Source organism: Peribacillus sp. NPDC096622 (assembly GCF_044762665.1).
GTDB lineage: Bacteria > Bacillota > Bacilli > Bacillales > DSM-1321 > Peribacillus > Peribacillus frigoritolerans_B.
This window is the reverse complement of the sequence record NZ_JBIWES010000001.1, coordinates 98,618-122,224: the sequence shown is the minus strand read 5'-3', so window position 1 is coordinate 122,224 and position 23,607 is coordinate 98,618. Positions and strand designations below refer to the sequence as shown.

The following is a 23,607-nucleotide window of genomic DNA, read 5'->3' as shown; positions in this document are numbered from 1 at the left end:
GCTTGTTCTTAATGCGAAGCACCCGGAGTCATCATAAATACGCTCCAGTAGGAAAATCCTGCAAAGAAAACGGTAAGATAGGCGCCGAAAACATAAATATACATGCGCTCAGATAATTTCAAATAACTTAAAAGTACAAAAAAGATCGTTTGTGCAAAGAAAAGCAAAGACGTTTGATGCATATGGCCAAGATAAAAGAAAATGGCCATAATTCCTGTCCAAAATCCACATACTCTGAACATGCGTTCCACCCGAATCCCTCCTTATGTCTAGTCGTGTACATTCTAAATAATTATAAATGAAATTGTAAGGTAATGTAAAGGATGCCTTTTGTTTCTATGTGAGAACCGAAGCCTGGTATGAGCATGCTGTACAATTGGACATCATATTTTCTAATTCCACAATATTGACATTCTCAAACAAGGCTTCGAACATACCTTTTAAAAATGAATTATGCATGGAGCAGATGGTTCCTGGCTCGACTTCAGTAACTTCCTTAAACGGGCAATTGAAGATACGAAAGTATATTTTATTTTCCTCTTCGCTTGCTTGTATTTCGGGAGATAACCCTGCAATGGTAGCCGCATTTTTAAGCATGTTGACTTTTTCCGCAAAAGCAAGTCGAGCAATCGACGTCGAGTTCAGCGCTAGTTGCTGATAGATCAATTCTTCCCCGAATACTTTTCCCGTTTCATAAAGAGCCTGTTTTCCTTGTTCCCCTAATGTCATCATCGTCTGGACGGCAATCCTTGAAAGCAGCTGATAGTTCCTATATGGAAAATGAAGCTGTATGACTTTGTCAGATAATCGATAAAGTCTGCTGGGGCGACCGCCTTTCCCGGTCTTTCGGGCATCCGAGGTCAACATATCGACATCCTCAAGTTTTGACAAATGTAGACGGGCGACATTTGGATGGATGTTGAATGAATCGGCGATTTCCTGTACCGATACATCACCATGGTTGTTCACAATATGCTGATATATATAATATCTGGTGGGATCAGCTAACACGTTTGTTATTTTTAACGTTTGTTCCATTACACCCTCCTGCTATTCCATAGTTTACCTATGTTCATTATAATGCAGGCAGAAAAAAATGGAATAAGAGAAAAGGCAAACACCCTTTAGTTTAAAAAAAGTTCACATTTAAAACGGTCTTATAAAGAAAAAATATATACATTAGTTATACAAATATTGTGCGATAATTATATAGACTATAAAATGTATACAAAATGTGAACGGAGAGTGATTATGGCACAGTTAACTTTCTTTTCGTATCGATGAGCGACATTTATTCAGGAAGACTCCAACTGTAGCAGAGTTAAAAAGAATTCTTGAATTGACAACGGAAGGACTTGATGAGTCTTGGCGACAAGAAGTGAAGCTTACAAAGACTTACAAGTTAATATTGACGAAATGATGCTTTCTGATGTCATCCAATTATTAACAAAAGAACCGAAGTTATTAAGAAGACCCATTCTCATTGACGGGGAAAAATCTGGTCATTGGCAATAATGTAGACGCATTAAGAAATTTTGTTTCCAAAAGGCTTGATTTGAAAATGAGCATGTAAGATGATTCTCGAAGTTTTTTCGGAAATTTTTTTTATTTTAAAGCAGGAATTTGTCGTGGATTGTCGAATCAATACAACAAGAAACATAGGAGGTGATGAATGAATTGATATCGATTGAAAAGACCGCAGAAAAAATACTAACCCGTGCCATACAGGAATCGGCATCGGATATCCACATTTTTTTTCGCGGAGAGGGACCTCTCATCCAATTCAGGATAGACAATAAGCTTGTTCCCCAGGAAACATTATCATTCTTTGAAGCTGAAAGGCTGATCTCTCATTTGAAGTTCCTTGCCTCGATGGATATTGGGGAGAAAAGGAGGCCACAGAGTGGTGCCATCACCATCAATTTGGCTAACCAGGTGGTCGGGCTCCGCCTTTCCACTCTACCCACTGCCCATCTCGAAAGTTTGGTCATCCGCTTAATACCCCAACAGAATATCCTTCCTCTAGAAAAGTTATCCTTATTTCCAAACACCGTTCAAAAATTGATTGCTCTCCTGAAGCATTCCCATGGCATGCTCATATTTACCGGCCCGACAGGCAGTGGGAAAACCACGACACTATATTCCTTGCTTCACCATGCCCATGAGATGATCAATCGAAATATCATTACACTTGAAGATCCCATTGAAAATGTATCCGAAAAAGTATTGCAAGTCCAAATCAATGAAAAGGCGGGCATTACGTATTCTGTCGGTCTAAAAGCAGTTCTGAGGCATGACCCAGACGTGATCATGGTTGGGGAAGTCAGGGATGCAGAAACTGCCAAAATCGCAGTGCGTGCCGCATTAACCGGACATTTGATACTGACAACCATGCATACAAGGGACGCCCAGGGCGCCATTTCCAGGTTACTGGAATTTGGTGTCAGCCTGCTTGAGGTTGAACAGAGTTTGATTGGCGTGACAGCACAGCGGCTGGTTGAATTGCGATGTCTTCCGTGTAAAGGGGACAGTGCTTTAGCTTGCAAAATGATTGCCAGGAATAAAAGGGCAAGTGTATATGAATTGCTATATGGAAAAAGCCTGGCTGAAGTTCTCCGGATAATGGGAGATGAAAAAGGAAAGGCAACGGTCAGCTACCGCCAATTAAAGGATGAAATCGGAAAAGCGGTTGCGATGGGCTATGTGGATTCAGAGGAATATGAACGGCTGGTATACCATGAAACCAAAAAGTAAATGGAAGGTAAAAGAGCAGGCGGTCTTTATTTCGAAGTTAGGTGAATTATTGAATCATGGCTATCCTTTGGCGGAAGCTTTACATTTTCTTGAGTTTCAGGAATCAAAGAAGAAAGCGGAAGACTTCACACAAGCTAAAGACGATTTAAGGAACGGTTACCCGTTGCACATAGTGCTGACCCGTCTTAATTTTCATCCGCAGCTTGTAAGTTATATATTTTATGGAGAACAATATGGCGACCTGGAACGGGCGTTGAAAGAAGGAGGGCGATATTGGAAGAAAAGAACCGAGGATATGGATAAAGTAAAAAAGTTAATGGTATATCCCGTATTCTTAGTCTTTTTTGTAAGCATCGTTTTTTATATTCTTCAGACTGTTCTCCTTCCCAAATTCCAGACAATCTATTTCACGATGGATGTCGATCAGCATACACTCTTGAGATTAATGTCAGCCTCCACATTCATTCTTCCAGCACTCCCCTTCTTAATACTCGGTTTGCTCCTATTCTTGTATGTATTCAAACGATTTTGGTTCAATCGATTGTGCCCATTAAGGCAGCGAAGGATTTTGATGGGAATTCCGATATTCGGGACCTTCATCAAATTATACGAAACTTATTTTTTTGCTAGCCAATTCAGTGGCTTACTTTCCGGAGGGCTATCGATTAACGATAGCATCAAATTATTCTCGATAAATCAACAGCAGCCTTTTTACCAAAAACTTTGCAATATCATCAAGGATGATCTGATCGAGGGCAGATCACTTGAAATGATTTTTCGGGAGCTCCCATATTTTGATGGGAATTTACCGGTGGTCGCTGCTAATGGTCAAAAATACGGCAGACTTGATGCGGAGCTACTTCATTACAGTCGATTTATACTGGAGAAAATAGAAGAAAGAATGAATGTAATCTTGAAAATCATTCAGCCTCTAATGTTTTCACTGATAGGTCTTTTGATCGTGTCCATTTATTTGGCGGTTTTGCTGCCGATGTTCTCACTGCTCGAAGGTATATAGGATTTTATTTTTGTATTCCGGAGGTGAAAATGCCCGAAGGTCATCTGGTATGCAGATGCTTCAGGAGCATGATGATATGTTAAAGAAATTGATGAATGAACGTGGTTTTACACTAATTGAGATGCTTATTGTTTTACTGGTGATATCCATCCTTTTGATTATAACAATCCCCAATATCACGAGGAACCAATCCACAATCCAGTCTAAAGGTTGTGAAGCTTTCGTGAAGATGGCCCAAGCACAGGTGCAGGCTTATGAGATCGACAATGCTAAACTGCCCGTAAGTATCGGTGAATTGGAAAGTCAAGGCTATCTCAAACAGACATCCTGCCCTAATGGGGATGAAATTAGTTTGGATAGTAAAGGAAAGATAACGGTCGTTGAGTAGGAGTGAAGTGAATATACGTCATTCCGAAGGTGGGTATACACTATCTGAAACCCTTATTGTCCTCGCTATTTTTGTACTCCTGATTTCGATCGGTCCTAATTTATATCCTAGCTTCACTAAAGGAATGGAAAATAGACTATTTCTTTCACAATTCCATGAAGATCTTTTCTATGCTCAACAGTATGCCATCAGTCATGAGACCTTGATCTACCTCCATATTGATAATACCAAAAAGGTTTATACCGTTTCGTCTTATAAGGAGGGGATTGTTTTAGAGAGAAGCATACCAGGGGATATACAGTTTTTAAGTGGCACTTTGGGGTTCAGCTTTCATTTTAATCAATATGGAAATGTTTCCAAAGCCGGAACAATTATGATTGACACCTCAAAGGGAAAGTACAAGTTGGTCCTCAATATTGGTAAAGGGAGGTTCCGGATTGAGAAATTGTAAAGGTTATGTCTACCTTGAGCTGATGGCCGCATTTTCCGTTTGTATATTACTGGTCCTTGCCATTTTACCAATTCTTGAAGAGTTATTGACGCATCGGAAAGATATTGCCGTAAGGACAGAAGCCCACCATTTATTATATGAAAGATTGACGGCGTTCATGGATGGGGAGATTGATGCAGTTGGTCAGGAAATCATTTATAAAAAAAGAAGCTATGAATTGGTTTGGAAGGACCACGGGGATTTCCCGGGAATGATTGAAGGGTGTGTACGCTATGAAGATGGAACGGGTAAATTGGAATCCGTTTGTGATGCTGCGAAAAAATGATGGCTTTACGATGATCGAACTGCTTTTTTCTTTAATGATTTTAATGACGACGACCCTCTTTGTTTTGCAGCTCTTTTCAATCATTCACACCCATGTGGGGGCCGCCGTTGATAAATTGCATCCTAAAGAGTGGGAGGTCTTTACCATGCAAATGAAGCAGGATGTCCGGAGTTCCAAAGCTCAGGATGTTATGGGAAATAAATTATATTTGCTTTCAGGTGAACAAATATCATCGCTAGAACAATATGAAGATAAGGTCAGAAGACGAGTGAATGGTATGGGGCATGAGGTCATCTTGCATAATATTTCGGAATTCCGGGTCGAGAAGCATGGCAGTGTCATTGTTATAAATATAACGGATAAAGCAGGGACTACTTTCAGTCGAAGATTTCATCCTTTCTTTAGGAATGTATCGAAAGTCGATGAATAATCAAAAAGGAGTCGTTTTCCCGATGGTCATGATTGTAGCGAGTGTTTTCATCATGTTCACGATACTAATGATCGATCAGTTCATCATTGATAAAAGGTTTTATAAAGAAGTGGAAGAATCCCTTGTGGCCGACCACCTTGTCCATCTAGCCATCAAGGATGTGACGGCAGAGTGGGGCGAAGAGATCCCAAAAGTCATCCAGGGGGAAATATCATATCCAAATGGTGTTGTGCGATATTCCTTAATGAAGCATGAAGGTCCTTACGTCTATATCGAGTTTTCTTCCAAAACTAAAAATGATCGTGAGGGCAAGGTCATCATTCAATACGATACAGAAGCGGGGGAAGTGAAAGAATGGCTGGAAAAGCAAGCTGTTTAATACCAAAATCAAGACTCGTTTATAACGGAATGTGACAGGTTCAAGTGTTCAGGGAACAAGTGAAGGAATAAAAAAAGCGTAAATCGGACATACTTTGCGTAGGGTGATGATTTTATATGTCTACAAACGCTTATATTAAATATCTTACGCAACAGCTTGTCGAGTATTTCAATCTGACGAAAAAAGAACGAAAAGAAAAGCGCCGTCACAGAAAAGAGGACAAAAACCAAGGTATGTCTCATTGGTTTGGCATAGTCCCTTTCGCTTTGTCGATGTTCATAAGGAAAACGATCAAAAAGTAAAACAGATGTCCTGAACTTAGGACATCTGTTTTTTTCGTACTTACTTATCCCAACGCCCTATCTGAAAGGTAAAATAATCCTCCGTTGATGATGGATATTCTGATGTTGGGTTCATATTGTGCTTTTAGTGCTTCTTTTTCGGTATAATAGCTCTCACTTTTTTCGTCCATATCCTTGTAAAAATGCTCCAATAAATTCAAGTCATTCTGCCAGCGCAGCATTGCTTCCTCCGCCCAGGAATGGTCATCATCCTCGAAACTGGTTCTGATGTAAGTATCCAGTCTTGCCAATCCACTCTTGGGCATGATCAGAGGTGAAAGTGTAAAGGAGTAATCCGGTATTTTTGGGGTGACGTTAATCGGTAAAACCCGATGGTGGAACCCTTCCAATATTTCACCCGAGATTAAATTCAATCCGATCGACATGAAAGTATCTTTTTTACGGTCACATTGATAGGATATTTTCACATTCAGGGTCAGCCAAGGAAACAAAGGGTTATTTCTGCCTTTTGATGGAGGAGTATCCTCAAAAAGTCTAGTATACCCTGCCAGCTTTTTGGTTGATTGAATAATCTGGTGAAGGCGAGGGGAGCCAAAATGAATCATTTCTCCCTTTAAATCGGATGGAGCTTGTTCTGGATCAGTAATGAAAGTTATCTGTGCCGGGTTCGGAACGCCACCTGTTTTTTCTAGATAATGCCAATAAAAGGGTCTGTTCATTAATTCTTTATCCATTTCAATCGTCAATTGCACTGTAAGGTGGGTTTGTGCATTATCCAGTATTTCACAATCATTGGCTTTAAAGAAAGTTATTAAAAAATCATGAATTTCCCGTTGCTGCATGAACCTCACCTTCCTTCATTGATTGAGCGAATTGGATCAACGATGAAAAGTTATCCATCTTGATTTTCATTTCGCCCTCTGTTTTGGACTCGCCGACCACATCAATTAAATATTCTTCAATGTTGTTAATATCCAGTTTGGTTAGAATATCATCCAATTCACCGATTACTTTTTCAAATAAATTTATTTTTTCGTATAGTAACTTCAGTATATGTTCTTCAACTGTATTTTTTGTGGCAAAGTTATAGATCATCACATCTTCTTCCTGACCAAGGCGGTGAATCCGTCCAATTCGCTGTTCGAGCCTCATTGGGTTCCATGGCAGGTCAAAATTAATCAAGTGATGGCAAAACTGAAGGTTTATCCCTTCCCCGCCAGCTTCTGTTGCAATTAATACCTGTATATTCTTTTGGAATAATTCTCGCATCCAGTCTTTCTTTCCGCGCTTAAAACCGCCTCGGAAAGGAACGGAAGAAATTCCGTTCTGCTGTAGGTACCATTGGAGATATAGTTGAGTCGCCCTATATTCCGTAAAGATAATCACTTTGTCATCAATTTTCTTGATCAGTTCCAAAGCTTTTTCAGCCTTTGAGTTCTGAACCGTTTCATTCACTTTAGAAAATAAATCATCAAGCTTTGCCAAAAAGTCAGGGGAAGGCTGATCGTATTTGTCTCTCATATTTTTTAATGTATAAAAGACCGCCTCTCTGCTGCTGCATGCTTCCCTTTGGAGAGTGAGAGCCGAAAAGGCGCTTCCTTTTGATCCATCCGAAATTGGCTTGAATTTGGAAACAGCATCGTACAATGCTTGTTCCGTTGGAGAAAATTCAATGGTGATGGTTTCCACATGCCGTTTGGTCCATTCAATGCCAGTGTCGGCCCGCCGGTTTCGAATCATGACAGTGTTGACCAATTCCTTTAGGTGTTCATCTTCAATAATGTTCCGGCCTTTACCTTTATACTTTTCCGAAAAGAGTGAGGCATTTCCCAAGTGGCCCGGTTTCAATAATGAAACGAGGTGGAAAATCTCCTCGACTTTATTTTGAATTGGTGTGGCTGTCAGGAGTAAACAAAATTTCTTTTTCAGATTTTGGACGAATTCATAGTTCTTCGTCTTATTATTTTTAAGTTTATGAGCTTCATCAATAATGATGAAGTCATATTCCTGAGTGAAGATGATATCTCGATGTGGAGCGCGTTTCGCCGTATCAATGGATGAAATGACCACATCACAGGAGTCCCAGACATAACTTTTTCTCTGAACGACTGCCGGAATATGAAACTTGGTATTCAATTCAAATGCCCATTGTGAGACAAGGGAAGCCGGAACGAGGATCAATACTTTTTTTACAAGGCCCCTAATCATATACTCTTTTAGGATCAAGCCTGCTTCAATTGTTTTCCCTAGCCCTACCTCATCAGCCAAAATGGCTTTTCCATTCATCTTTTCCACCACTTGCTTCGCTGCTTCCAATTGATGGGGAAGCGGGGTTAACTGCGGAAGGTGCTTGGGCGCCTGTAAACCTTCAAAATCAGGTATGATAAGATTTTCTTCCATTTGAACCGCCAACTTATAAAGCTCCCAATTTCCCCATGGACCGTCATTTTCCATCTTTTGCAGAAACTCGTCATTCCATTCAGAATTGAAGGATATATTGATTTTCATAGAAATAACTCCCTCTTAAATCATAATTTCCTTAATATAAGGTCAAAACCCGAACATTTCATATGTGAAGTAAGAAAAATATTTCTCTTCAAAAGATATTGCAGAGATAAGTTTCTTAGGGTAGGATATAAGTATATTTAGAAAATTCCAATTTCCAATCGCTATTAAGAATGTTTGTACATTGATTGTGCAGTTCGCGTTTTCTTAGTATGGGCTATAGGCTCCTAATTTATCCAAGATAACTGAAGGAGATCAGCAAACGGTTTCTGAAGTTTTAGGAGAATTGGCAGAGAATGCATTCCATTTATGCTCAAAGGTTTAACTGATGCTTGGGGCTTATTCGCTTCCCTTCATTGGTAGACCATTTATATGCGGGTGAAGATAAGGGGAGAGACTACGGATGTAGCGCCGAAGGAGCAAACTTAGCAGTGAATCTCTCAGGCAAAAGAACTCTTATTGGACGCAACTCTGGAGAGCGCCGCCCGTTTTGGGACGGCCACCAAAGGGGAAAACCTATTACATAGGTAAACTTTCAGGTTTCAGGACAGAGAAAAAGCTCAAACGGGCTTTCTCTGTCCTTTTTTGTGCTTTTTTTACATCATGAATCAGGTTATATCTGATGCGTAATGACTAGAAGCTTTTGATAATGAAGCCAATTAAATTAAAAAAATCTGAAGGGGGTCATTTTTTGACCAATTTAAAAAGAACACCACTATTTGAGGTTTATCGTGAATACGGAGGTAAAACGATTGATTTTGGCGGCTGGGAACTTCCTGTCCAATTTTCGGGTATAAAGGACGAACATGAAGCCGTACGAACAAAAGCGGGGTTATTCGATGTTTCCCATATGGGGGAAGTCGATGTTAAGGGTCCTGGAAGCCTTTCCTTTTTACAGAAGATGCTGACCAATGATATCTCAAAGCTGCAACTGGGCGGTGCCCAATATACCGCCATGTGTTATGAAAACGGAGGCACGGTTGATGATCTAATCGTGTATAAAAGGGCTGAGGACGACTATCTGCTCGTGGTCAATGCGGCGAATACAGAAAAAGATTTCAATTGGCTGCAAGCTAATTTAGCGGAAGATGTCCAAATTACGAATGTATCGAGTGACTATACACAGCTGGCACTTCAAGGACCAGCTGCAGAGAAGATATTACAAAAACTATCGGGAAATACTGACTTAAGTGAAATTGGATTTTTCAAGTTCAAGGAAAATGTCATGATTAACGGTATCTCCACGCTGGTATCCCGTACTGGTTACACTGGTGAAGATGGTTTTGAGATATATAGCGACAGTAAAAATGGCCCTGCCCTTTGGAAGGCGATTATGGATGCCGGAAAGGAAGAGGGGGTTCAGCCGATAGGTTTAGGTGCTCGTGATACTCTGCGTTTTGAAGCGAAACTGCCGCTATATGGGCAGGAGCTTTCAGCGGACATCACCCCGATAGAAGCCGGGATTGGTTTTGCAGTAAAAGTGGATAAGGAAGCTGATTTTTTCGGGAAAGCCGTACTTGCTGAGCAAAAGGAGAAAGGAGCTCCCCGCAAGCTTGTGGGAATTGAAATGATTGACCGTGGCATTCCACGTCATGGGTATAAGGTCTACAGCGGTGATAAAGTCATTGGCGAGGTCACGACCGGTACCCAATCACCAACATTGAAGAAAAACGTTGGATTGGTACTTATCGATAAGGAATTTTCGGTGCTGGATGCGGAAGTCGAAGTGGAAATCCGTTCCAAACGTTTGAAAGCCGTTATAATACAAACACCTTTTTATAAAAAACCACGTAAATAGAGGGGAATGGTCATTAGATGAAACATCGTTATTTACCCATGACAGAGCAAGATAAACAAGAAATGCTGGAAGCGATAGGGGTATCCACTGCGGAAGAACTTTTCAATGATATCCCTGAAAGCGTTCGTTTTCAAGGAGAATACGATATCAAGCCTGCCAAATCTGAACCTGCGTTAATGAAAGAATTATCAAGGCTTGCTGCCAAGAATGCTGACCTTAAAAACTATGCTTCCTTCCTTGGTGCGGGTGTCTATGACCATTACGCTCCGGTCATCGTCGATCATGTTCTTTCCCGTTCTGAGTTTTATACGGCTTATACACCCTATCAGCCTGAAATTTCACAGGGCGAGCTTCAAGCAATCTTTGAATATCAAACGATGATCTGTGAATTGACGGGCATGGATGTGGCTAATTCCTCCATGTATGACGGCGGGACGGCGCTGGCTGAAGCAGCGATGCTCGCTTCAGGACAGACACGGCGGAAGAAGATTCTCATTTCAGGAACCGTACATCCTGAATCAAGAGAAGTCGTGAAGACATATGCGAAAGGGCAACGCGTGGAAGTGATCGAAATTCCTTATAAAGACGGTGTGACGGATTTAGCTGCTTTAAGGGAATTGGCGAATGATGACATTGCAGGAGTGATCGTGCAATATCCGAACTTTTTTGGCCGGATCGAGCCATTGAAAGAAATGGAAGAAATCATTCATGGCGTCAAGTCAATGTTTATCGTTTCCAGTAATCCGCTTGCATTGGGAGCTTTGACATCCCCTGGTGCACTCGGTGCGGATATCGTAACGGGGGATGCTCAGCCATTCGGCATTCCAGCGGCATTCGGTGGACCTCATTGTGGATATTTTGCCGTTACTAATAAACTTGTTCGGAAAGTTCCGGGCCGACTCGTGGGTCAAACAGTGGATGAAAATGGAAAACGGGGGTTTGTACTGACGCTTCAAGCTCGTGAACAGCACATTCGCCGTGACAAAGCCACATCCAACATATGTTCCAATCAAGCCTTGAATGCCTTGGCAGCTTCTGTTGCAATGACCGCACTTGGGAAAAAGGGTGTCAAAGAAATGGCCGTGCAAAATATCCAAAAAGCGCATTACGCGAAAAAAGCAATTATGGCAAAAGGGGTGGAAGTGATATTCGAAGGTCCTTCGTTTAATGAATTTGTCATTAAACTGCCTGCTCCGTTTTCAGAAATCAATAAAACCCTTTTTGAAAAAGGGATGATTGGCGGCTTCGATTTAGGGACGGTTTATCCTGAATTGAAAGACCATATGCTTGTTGCGGTAACTGAACTAAGAACAAAAGAAGAAATTGATGCACTTGCGCAGGAATTGGGGGATCAACATGAATAATCAAGATCAATCACTCATTTTTGAAATCAGTACTTCCGGTCGAATCGGTTACAGTCTGCCAGAAATGGATGTTGCAACTATTCCGCTCGAAGAAATTCTTCCTGCCGACTACATCCGTGAAGAAGAGGCAGAGCTTCCTGAGGTGTCCGAACTGGATATCATGCGTCACTATACAGCACTTTCCAAACGGAATCATGGGGTGGATTCGGGTTTTTATCCGCTGGGTTCGTGCACGATGAAATATAATCCGAAAATAAATGAAAATGTGGCACGCTTCAACGGTTTTGCCCATATCCATCCGTATCAAGATCCCGCTACTGTACAAGGAGCATTGGGACTATTATTTGATTTGCAGGAACACTTAACGGAAATCACCGGAATGGACCAAGTGACATTACAGCCTGCAGCAGGTGCTCACGGTGAATGGACAGGATTGATGATGATTCGCGCTTTTCACGAAGCGAATGGCGATACAGAACGGACGAAAGTGATTGTACCTGATTCGGCACATGGTACAAATCCTGCCTCTGCCACTGTTGCCGGACTTGAAACAATTACAGTGAAGTCCGATGAAAATGGATTAGTAGACCTTGAAGATTTAAAGCGTGTTGTCGGTCCGGATACGGCGGCCTTGATGCTGACGAACCCCAATACATTGGGATTGTTTGAAGAAAACATTTTGGAAATGGCACAACTTGTCCATGACGCAGGTGGAAAGCTTTATTATGATGGAGCGAATCTGAATGCAGTCCTATCAAAAGCACGGCCGGGTGACATGGGCTTTGATGTTGTTCACTTAAATCTCCATAAAACATTCACAGGCCCTCATGGCGGAGGCGGCCCGGGTTCTGGTCCTGTAGGTGTGAAGTCGGACTTGATCCCTTACTTGCCTAAACCTCTTGTAGTCAAACAAGGTGAGCAATTCGTTCTTGATTATGATCGTCCGCAATCCATTGGCAGGGTAAAACCTTATTATGGTAATTTCGGGATAAACGTGAGGGCATATACGTACATTCGTTCAATGGGTCCTGATGGCCTTAAAGCTGTCACCGAAAATGCGGTCATCAATGCCAATTATATGATGCGCAGGTTGGAACCTTATTTTGACTTACCATATAATCGTCATTGTAAGCACGAATTCGTATTAAGCGGACGCCGCCAAAAGAAATTGGGGGTAAGGACTCTCGATATAGCTAAAAGATTGCTGGATTTCGGGTATCATCCTCCAACCATTTACTTCCCGTTGAACGTGGAAGAAGGAATGATGATAGAACCGACTGAAACCGAGTCAAAAGAAACGTTGGATGCATTCATCGATGCGATGATCCAGATTGCCAAGGAAGCGGAAGAAACCCCGGAAATCGTTCAGGAAGCTCCGCATACAACCGTTATAAAGCGGCTTGATGAAACTCTTGCTGCAAGAAAACCTGTTTTACGTTATCAAGCCTAGACTAGAAGCTTAACCGAAAAAAATCCCTGCCTGCCGGCGGGGATTTTTCATGTTTATGTAAGATTTCATTAAAGTACAACATGGAACATTCTTTTACTTGAGCTATTGAATTAAAAAGAGCCCATGCGGAGATGGGGTCTTATTTCTTTGCTTTGATTTTCCCGGTCCACATCTTGAAACCGCCCTTTAGGTGAAAAAGTTCCCTGTAGCCTTTTTTGTATAGCATGGCTGCTGCTCTGCCGCTGATGATTTCACTTTGAGCGTACAAATATACAGGCTTGTCCGGCCTAATTTCGACCAAGCGGGTTTTCATTTGAGTCATGGGGATGTTTCTTGCGCCTAAGATATGACCATTATCGAAATCATTCGGTTCCCGCACATCGATTAGCTGCACTTTTCTGTAGTTAGCGATAAATTCGTCCTGTGTTAGTGTTTTGACGATTTTACGCTGGCGGTACCAATTAAAAAGTGAATACGCAATAACCACTCCTAAGATGATGAGCAGTGTATATAATATTTCCAAACATAAAACTCCCTTCTACCTTAACGAATACAGACAATCTTTATTATATAATTGCTTTACCCAATAATCAAAAAGAATTTTCATCAAAATTCTTCATGACTTGATAGCACTTTCTTTTTTAGAGTGTTAAAGTCTGTTAAACTACTACATGTGAGTTTTTTGTGAGGGATTGAAAAACAGTCTATCGAAACGAGGGGTAAAGATGACTAAAGAAAAATGGGGTTTTATAGATTCGGGGTATTGTTCACCGGCTTTTAACATGGCGCTGGACGAAGCGCTGTTAAACTGGCAAAGCAAAGGGGAAATTCCGCCAATCATACGCTTTTACGGCTGGGATCCAGCGACATTGTCGATCGGTTATTTTCAAAAGGCAGAAGCCGAAATTGATATGGAAGAGGTCAAAAGGCAGGGCCTTGGTTTTGTTCGCAGGCCAACAGGAGGACGAGCGGTACTCCACGAGCATGAATTGACTTATAGCGTAATCGTTCCAGAATCCTATCCGGGAATGCCAACTACCGTTACTGAAGCATATCGTGTCATTTCTGAAGGGATATTAATGGGGTTCAGGAATCTGGGATTGGATGCTTATTTTGCCGTGCCTCGAAGCGATCAGGAAAAAGCGGCTTTAAAATCGCCCAGGTCTTCCGTTTGTTTTGATGCTCCAAGCTGGTATGAACTGGTCGTTGAGGGCAGGAAGGTCGCTGGCAGCGCTCAAACCAGGCAAAAAGGCGTCATCCTTCAGCACGGGTCCATTTTGCTTGAACTTGATGATGATAAGCTCTTTAGCGTATTTAAATTCTCAAATGACAGGGTTAAAGAAAGAATGCAAAAAAACCTAAAAAACAAAGCTGTGGCCATAAATGACATTGCCGGGAGAAAGATTACCATCCCTGAAGCGAAAGAAGCTTTTGAAAAAGGTTTTGCCGAAGGACTTTCGATTGATTTAGAGCCATACGTCCTCACCGAAAAGCAATTGCTGGAAGTGAAGGCCATTGCAGAAAGCAAATATGAAAGCGATGAATGGAATTTCATGAGATAGAGGAAGCATAATTAGAGTGGATAATAAAAAAGTTTTTTCAGATTTGTTTGACCAAATAACACATCCCTTGCAGGGATAAGCCCTGAAAGGGATGGGGAAAAAGCAAGGTCCAAATTAATTGAAATCTGATGAAAAAATATCGTTAATCGACATTTTCCTCCCTTTTGCTAACTATATTAATTGATTTAACGTTTGACAAAATTAAAAGTTATTCAAAACAAACACAATATATAGTAGTTGAAATATTTAATGCGACACTATATATTGATTTTTGAGTTTCGCTATGATAAATTTAGGGTACTTGTTAAGCGAAACGGACATGTAAGGTTACATAAGGATTTTTGCGGCAGCAAGAACGGATCTTGAAACATATAAAGGAGAGGGAATTATGTCGGTTGTAATAAAAGAAGCTTTAAAGGTTGATCTAGAAAGGTTGAATAAGGATATTTCTTTATTTCCCCAGGTTCACCCTGTAACTGCTGATATGAAAATGGCGCATAAGGGAGTGTCCCGTCTAGTCATGCTTGACCGCTATTCTTTTAAGGATACTGAAAAAATCACACTCTCGGCAGGCGATTTCGTCGTTTTGACGATTAAGGAAGATCCGAAATTCCCGGCAAGGGGTCTCGGTTACATCGTTGAAATTGATTGGGAAACCAAAAAAGCCAAGGTATTGGTGGATGAAGAATTCCGTGGCGTATTGGATAATCCGGAGGAAATGGAGACGGGAATTGTAAACCGTCCGCTGGATATAATCGAAAAGCCGCTTGAAATATACTATGAACAAATTGCGAAACGTAATGCAACGGGATTGGCATCAGTGGAAACCACGGAAGAAAAAAGGACGGAATGGTTCAATAAATTCTATGAAGAATTAAAGAACCTTAATTTCGTCCCGGCAGGCCGAGTATTATACGGTGCGGGTTCCAATACGGATGTTACTTATTTCAATTGCTATGTAATGCCATTCGTACCGGATTCACGCGAAGGTATTTCAGAACATAGGAAACAAGTGATGGAAATCATGAGCCGCGGCGGCGGAGTGGGTACGAACGGATCGACACTTCGTCCAAGAAACACTCTGGCAAAAGGGGTAAATGGAAAATCCTCGGGTTCAGTGTCATGGCTTGACGATATTGCAAAACTGACGCATCTTGTTGAACAGGGCGGTAGCAGACGAGGCGCGCAAATGATCATGCTTGCTGATTGGCATCCTGATATTGCAGAGTTCATCATTTCCAAAATGCAAAATCCAAGGATCCTGCGTTACCTAGTGGAAAACACTAAAGATGAAGCCATCAAGAAATATGCGACGGATAAATTGAAATTCACGCCGCACACGGAACAGGAAACGGCTATGTATCAAGGGATCATCAATTATAAGGAGATTCCTGGCCAAGGTGGGTTCAGCGAAAAAATCATTAGGGATGCCGAGGAAAAGATCCGTACAGGTGGAACGTACAGTGTCCATAATTCAGATTTCCTGACCGGAGCCAATATCTCTATTTGCCTGACTAAGGAATTTATGGAAGCAGCGGAACAAGATGCGGAATATGAATTGCGTTTTCCTGATGTTGAAAGCTATACTGCCGAAGAAATGGCCATTTACAATGAAGAATGGCATAATGTCGGTGATGTTCGCGAATGGGAGAAAATGGGTCATAAAGTCCGTGTTTACCGTAAAATCCGCGCTAAAGAGCTTTGGAACTTAATAAACATTTGTGCAACATATTCTGCCGAACCAGGTATTTTCTTTATCGATAATGCTAATGAAATGACGAATGCCAAAGCATATGGTCAACAGGTCGTTGCCACGAACCCTTGTGGAGAACAGCCATTGGCCCCATATTCAGTATGTAACCTTGCGGCTGTCAATCTGGCTGAAATGGCTGATAAAGATAGCAAAACGGTTAATTTCGAGAAACTTAAGCAGACAGTTGAAGTCGGTGTGCGCATGCAGGACAATGTCATTGACGCAACTCCTTATTTCTTGGATGAAAACAAAAAACAGGCACTGGGAGAGCGACGGGTTGGACTTGGTGTAATGGGTCTGCATGACCTGTTGATCTACTGTGAAACGGAATATGGCTCTGAAGAAGGAAATATCCTTGTGGACAAGGTGTTTGAAACGATTGCGACTACAGCTTACAGGGCTTCCGTGGAGCTTGCTAAAGAAAAAGGCAGTTTCCCGTTCCTGATCGGGTCAACGGACAAAGAAACCAATGAGCTTAGAACACGTTTCACACAAACCGGATTTATGGAAAAAATGCCGGAAGATATCAGGGAAAGTGTTGCTGCACATGGGATCCGTAACTCTCATTTATTGACAGTGGCTCCTACGGGAAGCACAGGAACGATGGTTGGGGTATCAACAGGTCTTGAACCATATTTCTCCTTCACGTATTTCCGCAGCGGCCGTCTTGGTAAATTCATTGAAGTTAAGGCTGACATTGTACAGGAATACTTGGACCGCCATCCAGAAGCCGATACAGAAGAGCTTCCAAAATGGTTCATTTCCGCTATGGAATTAGCTCCGGAAGCACATGCTGATGTTCAATGCATCATCCAACGCTGGATTGACAGCTCAATCAGCAAGACGGTCAATGCTCCAAAAGGATATACTGTCGAACAAGTTGAAAAGGTATATGAACGTCTATACAAAGGCGGAGCAAAAGGCGGTACGGTATATGTGGATGGCAGTCGTGACAGTCAGGTCCTTACGCTCAAAGCGGAAGAAAACCAAATGGACGAGCAGCTTGAAATGGATGAATTGACAGATGTGGAAGAAAAGAAAAAAGTTGTATTGGTCGATACGATTAATGAGCTGCGTTCGACGAATGTTACGATTGGTTCGGAAGTGGGTAACACTTGCCCGGTATGCCGTAAAGGTGAAGTTCAGGAAATGGGCGGATGCAATACTTGCACGAATTGCGGAGCGCAATTGAAATGCGGGCTATAAGCTGATCGAAAGGAAGTCGTTAAGTATGCTGAAAAGCTATCTTAACGGCTTTTTTTAGAGTCATAAATGCAGGGTAGTGACAGTCTGTTCAATTAAATACCAATAGAGAAGACCGAATCATCGTAAATTCGGTCTTCTTTTCGTGTTCAATCAACCATTTTCATTTTGCTGCCCTATTTCCTTTTCGGCTAGATATTGGTTGCCATCTTTTAATACCGAAAATTTATCGACCGAGTCTCCAGGTATATTCCTTGGATTTGGAAATTTATTATCCGTTTGGACGGTGATCGTTTGTTTCCCCATTCCATTTGTCAAGAATTCTCGTTTATTAGTCATATCGCATCTCCTTCATTTTGAATTTCCAAGTAAAAACAATCATGAGGATAAAAGAATAAAGAAAACCTATCCTTATGAATTAGATTGTGTAGTTCGATTGAAAGTATGAACAAATCGAAAAAAGAATGGAGATCGAAATGAAACCATTTATGCCACAGTTAGTTTATATCGAGCCCAGGGCACTGGAATACCCGCTCGGTCGGGAATTGAAAAAGAATTTCGAAGGTTTGAACATTGAAATCCGTGAGACCACATCGCATAACCAAATTAGGGATCTTCCTGGAGAAAATGATCTGCAAAAATATCGTGTCGCCAAATCGACGCTCGTGGTAGGTATCAGAAAAACATTGAAATTCGATTCTTCAAAGCCATCTGCTGAATATGCCATCCCTCTTGCCACAGGGTGCATGGGGCATTGTCACTATTGTTATTTACAGACGACACTCGGATCAAAGCCATATATTCGGACATATGTGAATCTTGACGAGATTTTCGAGGCAGCCGAAAAATATATAAATGAGAGAAAGCCTGAAATTACTCGTTTTGAGGCAGCCTGTACATCGGACATCGTCGGAATTGATCATTTGACACATTCGTTAAAAAGGGCCATAGAGTATTTTGGGAAAAGTGAATATGGGGTTCTAAGGTTCGTCACTAAATTCCATCATGTCGACCATCTGTTGGATGCTGAACATAATGGAAAAACGAGATTTCGCTTCAGTATAAATTCACGTTATGTGATAAAGAATTTCGAACCCGGGACTTCAAGCTTCGAAGAACGGATGGAAGCGGCACGTAAAGTGGCAGGTGCCGGATATCCCCTGGGTTTTATCGTTGCTCCAATATACCGTCATGAAGAATGGAAGGAGGGCTACCATGAATTATTCGAACGGTTGAGTGAGGCTTTAAAAGGGGTGGATATCCCTGACTTGACTTTCGAATTAATCCAGCATCGGTTTACTGGTCCAGCAAAAAAAGTGATTCAAAAAAACTACCCGAAAACAAAATTGGAACTGGATGAAACGAAGCGTAAATATAAATGGGGCCGATATGGAATTGGTAAATATGTTTATCAAAAAGAAGAAGCCGCAGAACTGGAAACGACCATTCGTGGGTATATTGCGGAATTCTTCCCGAAAGCGGAAATTCAGTATTTTACCTGAATCAAGGCAAATTCTTCTTAAAACTGTCATAAATCGCTCTAATCCTGCTTAGAAATGTAAAGACCGGATTAGGGGAGGGCAGCTATGATTATTGACGGCGTTTTTTCCGGAGGCGGGATTAAAGGCTATGGTTTAGTGGGAGCCCTGCAGGAATTAGAAGAAAAGGGATTTGTATTCCATCGAACAGCAGGTACGAGTGCAGGATCCATCATTGCAGCTTTCGTAGCAGCTGGGTACACGGGAAAAGAAATGGAAAAGCTTTTTCTTGATATAGATTTAAGCGGCCTGCTGGATAAAAGGCGTGGTCTTTTGCCTATCCCATTTGCCAAATGGCTCCTTTTATACTGGAAACTGGGCCTTTATAAAGGCAACGCTTTGGAAGCCTGGGTCGCCGGTAAACTTGCCGAAAGGAATGTAATCACCTTTAAGGATGTTCGACCGAAATCACTCCGTATCATAACCTCTGACATTTCAAATGGGAAATTGGTCGTACTGCCTGATGATTTACCGAATTATGGAATAGATCCGGGCGCTTTTCCAGTGGCTAAGGCAGTAAGAATGAGTTGTAGCATTCCTTATTTCTTTGAGCCAGTCAAACTTAATGTCGGAAAAAGCAAGTTCCTTTTTGTTGATGGAGGTGTGTTAAGCAATTTTCCAATGTGGTTATTCAATTCAGATCATGTAAGAAAGGAAAGACCGGTCATTGGCTTGCGGTTAAGCGTCGATGAGATATGGAAACCGCATGAGGTGGATAATGCGGTTGAATTGTTCTCCGCACTATTCAAAACGATGAAAGATGCCCACGATGCACGGTATATTTCCAAGAAACACGTCCATAACATTGTATTTATCCCGATGAAGGGAATTTCTGCAATGGATTTCAACCTGAATGATGAAAAAAAGGGTGAATTGATCAATAGGGGCAGGCAGTGCACGAAAGAATTCCTTAAAAAATGGACTTATTAAAAATCGGGCTCTTAAAAATAAGTCCGATTCAGACCGTAGACAAACTCGATAAAATTGAGTTTGTCTACGGTCTTGTTTGTTTTAAAATAGAAGTTGAATCGTCTGCAATTAACTCACTACAGATAAGTGTAGACGATTCAAGGGGGGAAGGTGCAGATAGAATTAGCTGATATAAACCATGCACCATAAGTCGTATCCTTCTTCAAAAACAATTTAGATCATAATAACAGCGGGTTTATTCTTAAGAGTTTTTTTGCCCCTCAGAATTAGAGCAGCTATAAGAAGAAAACAAATGATTGTGGCGATAGTCGATGGTCAAGTAGTAGGAGCTTTTCGATTTTACAGAAAAAAACATCCAATAGCATTTCGCTATATCAATTTGCTTTAAATGAGGTTTATCGGGGGCAAGGGTTGTTAAAAAAGATGTTAAAAACTATAAATGACTTACCAATCCTAGCGTTATGTCCGATCGAATCAAAATTAATGAATACTTTTACACGTCAGGTTGGCATCTACAAGAACAAAATGCAGAGGCTTTTAACGACTAAAAAACTTTGGGAAAGTATCATTATGAGGGATTAAACCATTAGGCATATGCTATCTCTTCTTCAACTATTACTTTACATGAAGAAGCCAACTAAAAAGTCGGTGTTCCTTAACGTACAGGAAACAACCGCCTTTTTTTAGGTTTAAATTCGTTTAGCGTATGTTTTCCGAGTTTTGTTGGCTGGACCACAATTAATCTAAGAGGCGGTTTAATAAACGTGACTTTTTGAGAATCCAGAACAAAAGCAACTGTCTAGCAGAAAAACTTTTATCAGACAAGTCAACACCTTGTATGGAATGATTGTTCTCATATCTACTCCCCATTTACTTGCTGACCAAAGCTCTGCTTCCATGTCGTTTTTCTTAGTAGGTTCAAATTAGCTCCACGGAACTCAGTGTTTGTAAGGATAGCTTACTCATTCTCTTACAAAATAGAACATAGAGGGGTACTGATTTGGTCTAAATTGTGTCTAAGAGTTCAAATTATATAAGAAAATTTTAACAAATATGGAATTTTATATTGTTTTTATTACATAATATGTTATTTTCAGAAGAGCAATATAGTACCAGAGGAGAGCTTGTTATGAAAAAAAATAAAACTCAATCAAGTGTTAATTGGGATTAGTACAATGGCACTATCATTAGGAGGGTTACAAGAAGAAATAGCAACAGATAAAACGCCTTATAATGTATTACAAATGAAACCTGATGGCATAGAAATTCCAAAAGATGAAATTGTACATTCTTCAAAGGCTGATGAAACCTTATCATTTGAAAAATGATTAAAATAGCAGATTTTTCACAACGCCCAGCTCCAATTATTAAACGCGCTGAAACGAAGCAATTGGAGCAACAGAACTCGATAGCAGAGCTTAAGAATGAGTGATAGTGAGCTAATTGATAAGCTTGGTAATATTCACTGGAATCAAATTACAGACATATCCCAATTCAGTTAGGAAACAAAAGTTTTATCAAAATAAAGAGCGCATGCAACTTATCATCAATGAATTAGGGAAAAAAGGAAGTACTTTTACGAAAGATGATTCAAAGGGAATCGAAACATTTGTTGAGGTATAACGTTCTGCTTTTTATATAGGATTTTATAATAACGAACTATGCTATTTAAATGAGAGAAGCTTCCACGATAAGTGTTTATCGGCATTAAAGGAAATGGCTAAGAACCCAAACTTTAAACAAGGTAACAGGTCAGCAAGATAAAGTGGTAGCTTCTTAAGGGAAATGCTTCTATTGATGCTGAAATAGTACAGTATGCGACGAAGATTTTTAAAACGGTATAATGAAAATCTCTCTACATATGAAAGCGATCGTTTAAAAGGACAAGCTATATATGATTTAATGCAAGGGATTGATTATGACATACAGTCCTATTTGCAAGAAACAGGTAAAGAAGCTAATACGACGATGTGGTATGGAAAGATTGATGCCTTCATAAACGAGGTTAGTAAAATTGCCCTCATACATAATGTGACAGATGAAAATGGTTGGTTAATTAATAATGGCATTTATTATGCAGGACGTTTAGGCGGACTCCATAGTAATCCAGCCAGTCAGCTATATCACACGAGCTTTGAAGCTAACTGGCTAGAGAGTTGGAATGACCTATCGTTGTTCTTTTTTAGTAAACTTAAGGAGCTCGTTTTTATGAAAACTACCGACTCAAAAGGGCTATGGGGAAATACAATTTATTTACAAGTTTTTTCTGCGTATTCACTGCTTATGCTCGGAGTATTTATTGACATGTTAGCCATTATGACCATTGTTGCTTTTGAATGGGAAGCAGACCCCACCATGATTGGATTGATTCCCGTTGCGTATGCACTACCTGGAATTTTATTTAGTTCATGGGCAGGTGTGATTGCTGATCGCTTTAGAAAAATTCCAATTATGATGTTTTGTAATCTTATGGTTGGTCTATTAACAATTGTTCTTTTATTTGTCCAAAATATTCATTGGCTTTTGTTAGTATTAATGATTCGTTCCATTTTCACCGTTTTCTATTATCCTGCACAGCAAACATTAACACGAAAGATTGTTTCCCCTGATCTGCTTACCAAAGCGGTAAGTATCAATGGGATAGTTGAGCAAGGAACCAAAATAGTGGGTCCACTTATAGGAGGAATGTTACTGGGCTGGTTCCAGCCAGATTTTTGTCTGGTTATAAGGGCAATATGCTGTTTTCTAGCTGCTTTGGTTCTGTTGCCGACATTAAGGTTAAAGGAATCTCTGTCAAGAGAACAGGTAGAAAAGCAACAGCAAAGTACTTGGACTGCTTGGTTACAAGCTTGGGTTTATGTATTATCCAATCGGATGATATTATCAACCATGATTTTCTTTACAATAGCTATGGCAGTATTACAATTAGTAGACTCACAGTTCCCTACTTTATTTAAGAGCTTGTTCCCAAATGATAAGAGTAAAATGGGATACATCATTTCTATTATTGGTATTGGGGGAATAATTGGTGCATTCTTAACTCAGAAATTGAAACATTTTCAATATGGTTGGGTATTATGTGGAGGCATCGCTTTAATGGGAATTGGCTTTGGTGGGATTGGTCTGATAAGTCCCGGTACATCCCTCATTTTTGGCTATCTGATTAGTTTTATTGCTGGTTTTGGAAGTGGACTTATGCTTGTATCCAATCAAGTCATTTTGCAAATAGAATCTCATCAAGAACAGGTCGGAAGAGTATTTGGGATTCAAAGCAGTTTAGCAAATGCAGTCCTCATCATTTCTCCTGCTATGAGCGGACCACTGGTTCACATTTTCGGAGTAACTCAACTCTATTTTTATGTGGGTATTGGGCTCATCATTATTGGAGTAATTGGGGTCTTATTACAAAAATATTTTTGGGTTAAACACGAACCCATAAGTGTAAATCATCTTTGAA

At 40.7% G+C, this 23,607-nt stretch carries 23 protein-coding genes, 1 pseudogene and 2 riboswitches; of the genes and pseudogenes, 18 read left to right on the top strand and 6 right to left on the bottom strand.

Annotation, left to right across the window (positions count from 1 at the left end):
* Positions 1–8: 8 nt before the first annotated feature.
* The gene (locus tag ACIQYG_RS00515) at positions 9–251 is read right to left on the bottom strand and encodes a DUF2626 domain-containing protein (protein ID WP_057911743.1); all 243 of its coding nucleotides are present in this window, start codon (positions 249–251) and stop codon (positions 9–11) included.
* Between the two features lie 85 nt (positions 252–336).
* Positions 337–1,038 (bottom strand): helix-turn-helix transcriptional regulator, encoded by a 702-nt coding sequence (locus tag ACIQYG_RS00510; protein WP_402835029.1) that lies wholly within the window; start codon positions 1,036–1,038, stop codon positions 337–339.
* Positions 1,039–1,365: 327 nt separating this feature from the next.
* Between ACIQYG_RS00510 and ACIQYG_RS00505 the strand changes: the two genes are divergently transcribed.
* From ACIQYG_RS00505 to ACIQYG_RS00465, 9 genes are all read left to right on the top strand, one after another.
* Positions 1,366–1,515, top strand: a complete 150-nt coding sequence (locus tag ACIQYG_RS00505) for an ArsC/Spx/MgsR family protein (RefSeq protein WP_402835028.1) — start codon at positions 1,366–1,368, stop codon at positions 1,513–1,515.
* Between the two features lie 153 nt (positions 1,516–1,668).
* The gene (gene comGA / locus ACIQYG_RS00500; RefSeq protein ID WP_402835027.1) at positions 1,669–2,754 is read left to right on the top strand and encodes a competence type IV pilus ATPase ComGA; all 1,086 of its coding nucleotides are present in this window, start codon (positions 1,669–1,671) and stop codon (positions 2,752–2,754) included.
* Complete coding sequence (gene comGB / locus ACIQYG_RS00495; RefSeq protein ID WP_402835026.1) at positions 2,738–3,772, top strand: competence type IV pilus assembly protein ComGB; 1,035 nt, start codon at positions 2,738–2,740, stop codon at positions 3,770–3,772. The genes comGA and comGB overlap by 17 nt, the downstream gene beginning before the upstream one ends.
* A gap of 76 nt (positions 3,773–3,848) precedes the next feature.
* Positions 3,849–4,160, top strand: coding sequence for a competence type IV pilus major pilin ComGC (comGC, locus tag ACIQYG_RS00490; protein ID WP_402835025.1), 312 nt, complete (start codon positions 3,849–3,851; stop codon positions 4,158–4,160).
* 7 nt (positions 4,161–4,167) lie between these two features.
* The gene (gene comGD, locus ACIQYG_RS00485) at positions 4,168–4,611 is read left to right on the top strand and encodes a competence type IV pilus minor pilin ComGD (protein WP_402835024.1); all 444 of its coding nucleotides are present in this window, start codon (positions 4,168–4,170) and stop codon (positions 4,609–4,611) included.
* Positions 4,598–4,936 carry a hypothetical protein gene (locus ACIQYG_RS00480; protein ID WP_402835023.1) on the top strand — a complete coding sequence of 113 codons (339 nt, stop codon included), beginning with the start codon at positions 4,598–4,600 and terminating at the stop codon, positions 4,934–4,936. The genes comGD and ACIQYG_RS00480 overlap by 14 nt, the downstream gene beginning before the upstream one ends.
* Positions 4,884–5,366: a competence type IV pilus minor pilin ComGF gene (gene comGF, locus ACIQYG_RS00475; RefSeq protein WP_402835022.1), complete on the top strand. Its 483-nt coding sequence runs from the start codon at positions 4,884–4,886 to the stop codon at positions 5,364–5,366. The genes ACIQYG_RS00480 and comGF overlap by 53 nt, the downstream gene beginning before the upstream one ends.
* Positions 5,359–5,745, top strand: a complete 387-nt coding sequence (comGG, locus tag ACIQYG_RS00470; RefSeq protein WP_402835021.1) for a competence type IV pilus minor pilin ComGG — start codon at positions 5,359–5,361, stop codon at positions 5,743–5,745. Before comGF ends, comGG begins: the two co-directional genes overlap by 8 nt.
* Positions 5,746–5,861: 116 nt before the next feature.
* A complete protein-coding gene (locus tag ACIQYG_RS00465; protein ID WP_134782235.1) occupies positions 5,862–6,047 on the top strand; it encodes a YqzE family protein in 186 nt (61 codons plus the stop codon).
* Between the two features lie 44 nt (positions 6,048–6,091).
* Here the strand turns inward: ACIQYG_RS00465 and ACIQYG_RS00460 are convergent, their stop codons facing one another.
* Entirely contained in the window at positions 6,092–6,889 is a 798-nt protein-coding gene (locus ACIQYG_RS00460; protein ID WP_402835020.1) for a YqhG family protein, read from the bottom strand.
* On the bottom strand, positions 6,867–8,555 hold the full coding sequence (locus ACIQYG_RS00455) for a DEAD/DEAH box helicase (RefSeq protein WP_402835019.1): 1,689 nt from the start codon (positions 8,553–8,555) through the stop codon (positions 6,867–6,869). Before ACIQYG_RS00455 ends, ACIQYG_RS00460 begins: the two co-directional genes overlap by 23 nt.
* Positions 8,556–8,930: 375 nt before the next feature.
* Positions 8,931–9,018: riboswitch (glycine riboswitch) on the top strand.
* Between the two features lie 3 nt (positions 9,019–9,021).
* A riboswitch (glycine riboswitch) is annotated at positions 9,022–9,105 on the top strand.
* A gap of 138 nt (positions 9,106–9,243) precedes the next feature.
* On the opposite strand from ACIQYG_RS00455, the gene gcvT reads away from it, so the two are divergent.
* From gcvT to gcvPB, 3 genes are read left to right on the top strand one after another with little or no spacing between them, the layout of a single operon-like run.
* Positions 9,244–10,350, top strand: coding sequence for a glycine cleavage system aminomethyltransferase GcvT (gene gcvT / locus ACIQYG_RS00450; protein WP_402835018.1), 1,107 nt, complete (start codon positions 9,244–9,246; stop codon positions 10,348–10,350).
* 17 nt (positions 10,351–10,367) lie between these two features.
* A complete protein-coding gene (gene gcvPA / locus ACIQYG_RS00445) occupies positions 10,368–11,714 on the top strand; it encodes an aminomethyl-transferring glycine dehydrogenase subunit GcvPA (protein ID WP_402835017.1) in 1,347 nt (448 codons plus the stop codon).
* On the top strand, positions 11,707–13,164 hold the full coding sequence (gene gcvPB / locus ACIQYG_RS00440; protein ID WP_076365381.1) for an aminomethyl-transferring glycine dehydrogenase subunit GcvPB: 1,458 nt from the start codon (positions 11,707–11,709) through the stop codon (positions 13,162–13,164). The genes gcvPA and gcvPB overlap by 8 nt, the downstream gene beginning before the upstream one ends.
* Before the next feature lie 139 nt (positions 13,165–13,303).
* Here the strand turns inward: gcvPB and ACIQYG_RS00435 are convergent, their stop codons facing one another.
* On the bottom strand, positions 13,304–13,687 hold the full coding sequence (locus ACIQYG_RS00435; RefSeq protein WP_076365383.1) for a rhodanese-like domain-containing protein: 384 nt from the start codon (positions 13,685–13,687) through the stop codon (positions 13,304–13,306).
* Positions 13,688–13,889: 202 nt separating this feature from the next.
* Between ACIQYG_RS00435 and ACIQYG_RS00430 the strand changes: the two genes are divergently transcribed.
* Together ACIQYG_RS00430 and ACIQYG_RS00425 are read left to right on the top strand one after the other, a co-directional pair.
* Complete coding sequence (locus ACIQYG_RS00430; RefSeq protein WP_402835016.1) at positions 13,890–14,726, top strand: lipoate--protein ligase family protein; 837 nt, start codon at positions 13,890–13,892, stop codon at positions 14,724–14,726.
* 388 nt (positions 14,727–15,114) lie between these two features.
* On the top strand, positions 15,115–17,685 hold the full coding sequence (locus ACIQYG_RS00425; protein ID WP_402835015.1) for a vitamin B12-dependent ribonucleotide reductase: 2,571 nt from the start codon (positions 15,115–15,117) through the stop codon (positions 17,683–17,685).
* Positions 17,686–17,835: 150 nt separating this feature from the next.
* On the opposite strand, the gene ACIQYG_RS00420 is transcribed toward ACIQYG_RS00425, so the two are convergent.
* Positions 17,836–18,021 (bottom strand): hypothetical protein, encoded by a 186-nt coding sequence (locus ACIQYG_RS00420; protein ID WP_402835014.1) that lies wholly within the window; start codon positions 18,019–18,021, stop codon positions 17,836–17,838.
* Positions 18,022–18,158: 137 nt separating this feature from the next.
* Between ACIQYG_RS00420 and splB the strand changes: the two genes are divergently transcribed.
* The 4 genes and pseudogenes from splB to ACIQYG_RS00400 all read left to right on the top strand — a co-directional run bounded on the left by splB (position 18,159) and on the right by ACIQYG_RS00400 (position 23,606).
* A complete protein-coding gene (gene splB, locus ACIQYG_RS00415; RefSeq protein WP_402835013.1) occupies positions 18,159–19,184 on the top strand; it encodes a spore photoproduct lyase in 1,026 nt (341 codons plus the stop codon).
* A gap of 84 nt (positions 19,185–19,268) precedes the next feature.
* Complete coding sequence (locus ACIQYG_RS00410; RefSeq protein WP_402835012.1) at positions 19,269–20,150, top strand: patatin-like phospholipase family protein; 882 nt, start codon at positions 19,269–19,271, stop codon at positions 20,148–20,150.
* Positions 20,151–21,325: 1,175 nt separating this feature from the next.
* Positions 21,326–22,259 (top strand): annotated as a pseudogene (locus ACIQYG_RS00405) (M9 family metallopeptidase N-terminal domain-containing protein); the annotation flags it as partial.
* A gap of 99 nt (positions 22,260–22,358) precedes the next feature.
* Positions 22,359–23,606 carry an MFS transporter gene (locus ACIQYG_RS00400; protein WP_402835476.1) on the top strand — a complete coding sequence of 416 codons (1,248 nt, stop codon included), beginning with the start codon at positions 22,359–22,361 and terminating at the stop codon, positions 23,604–23,606.
* The last annotated feature ends 1 nt before the right edge of the window (position 23,607 follow it).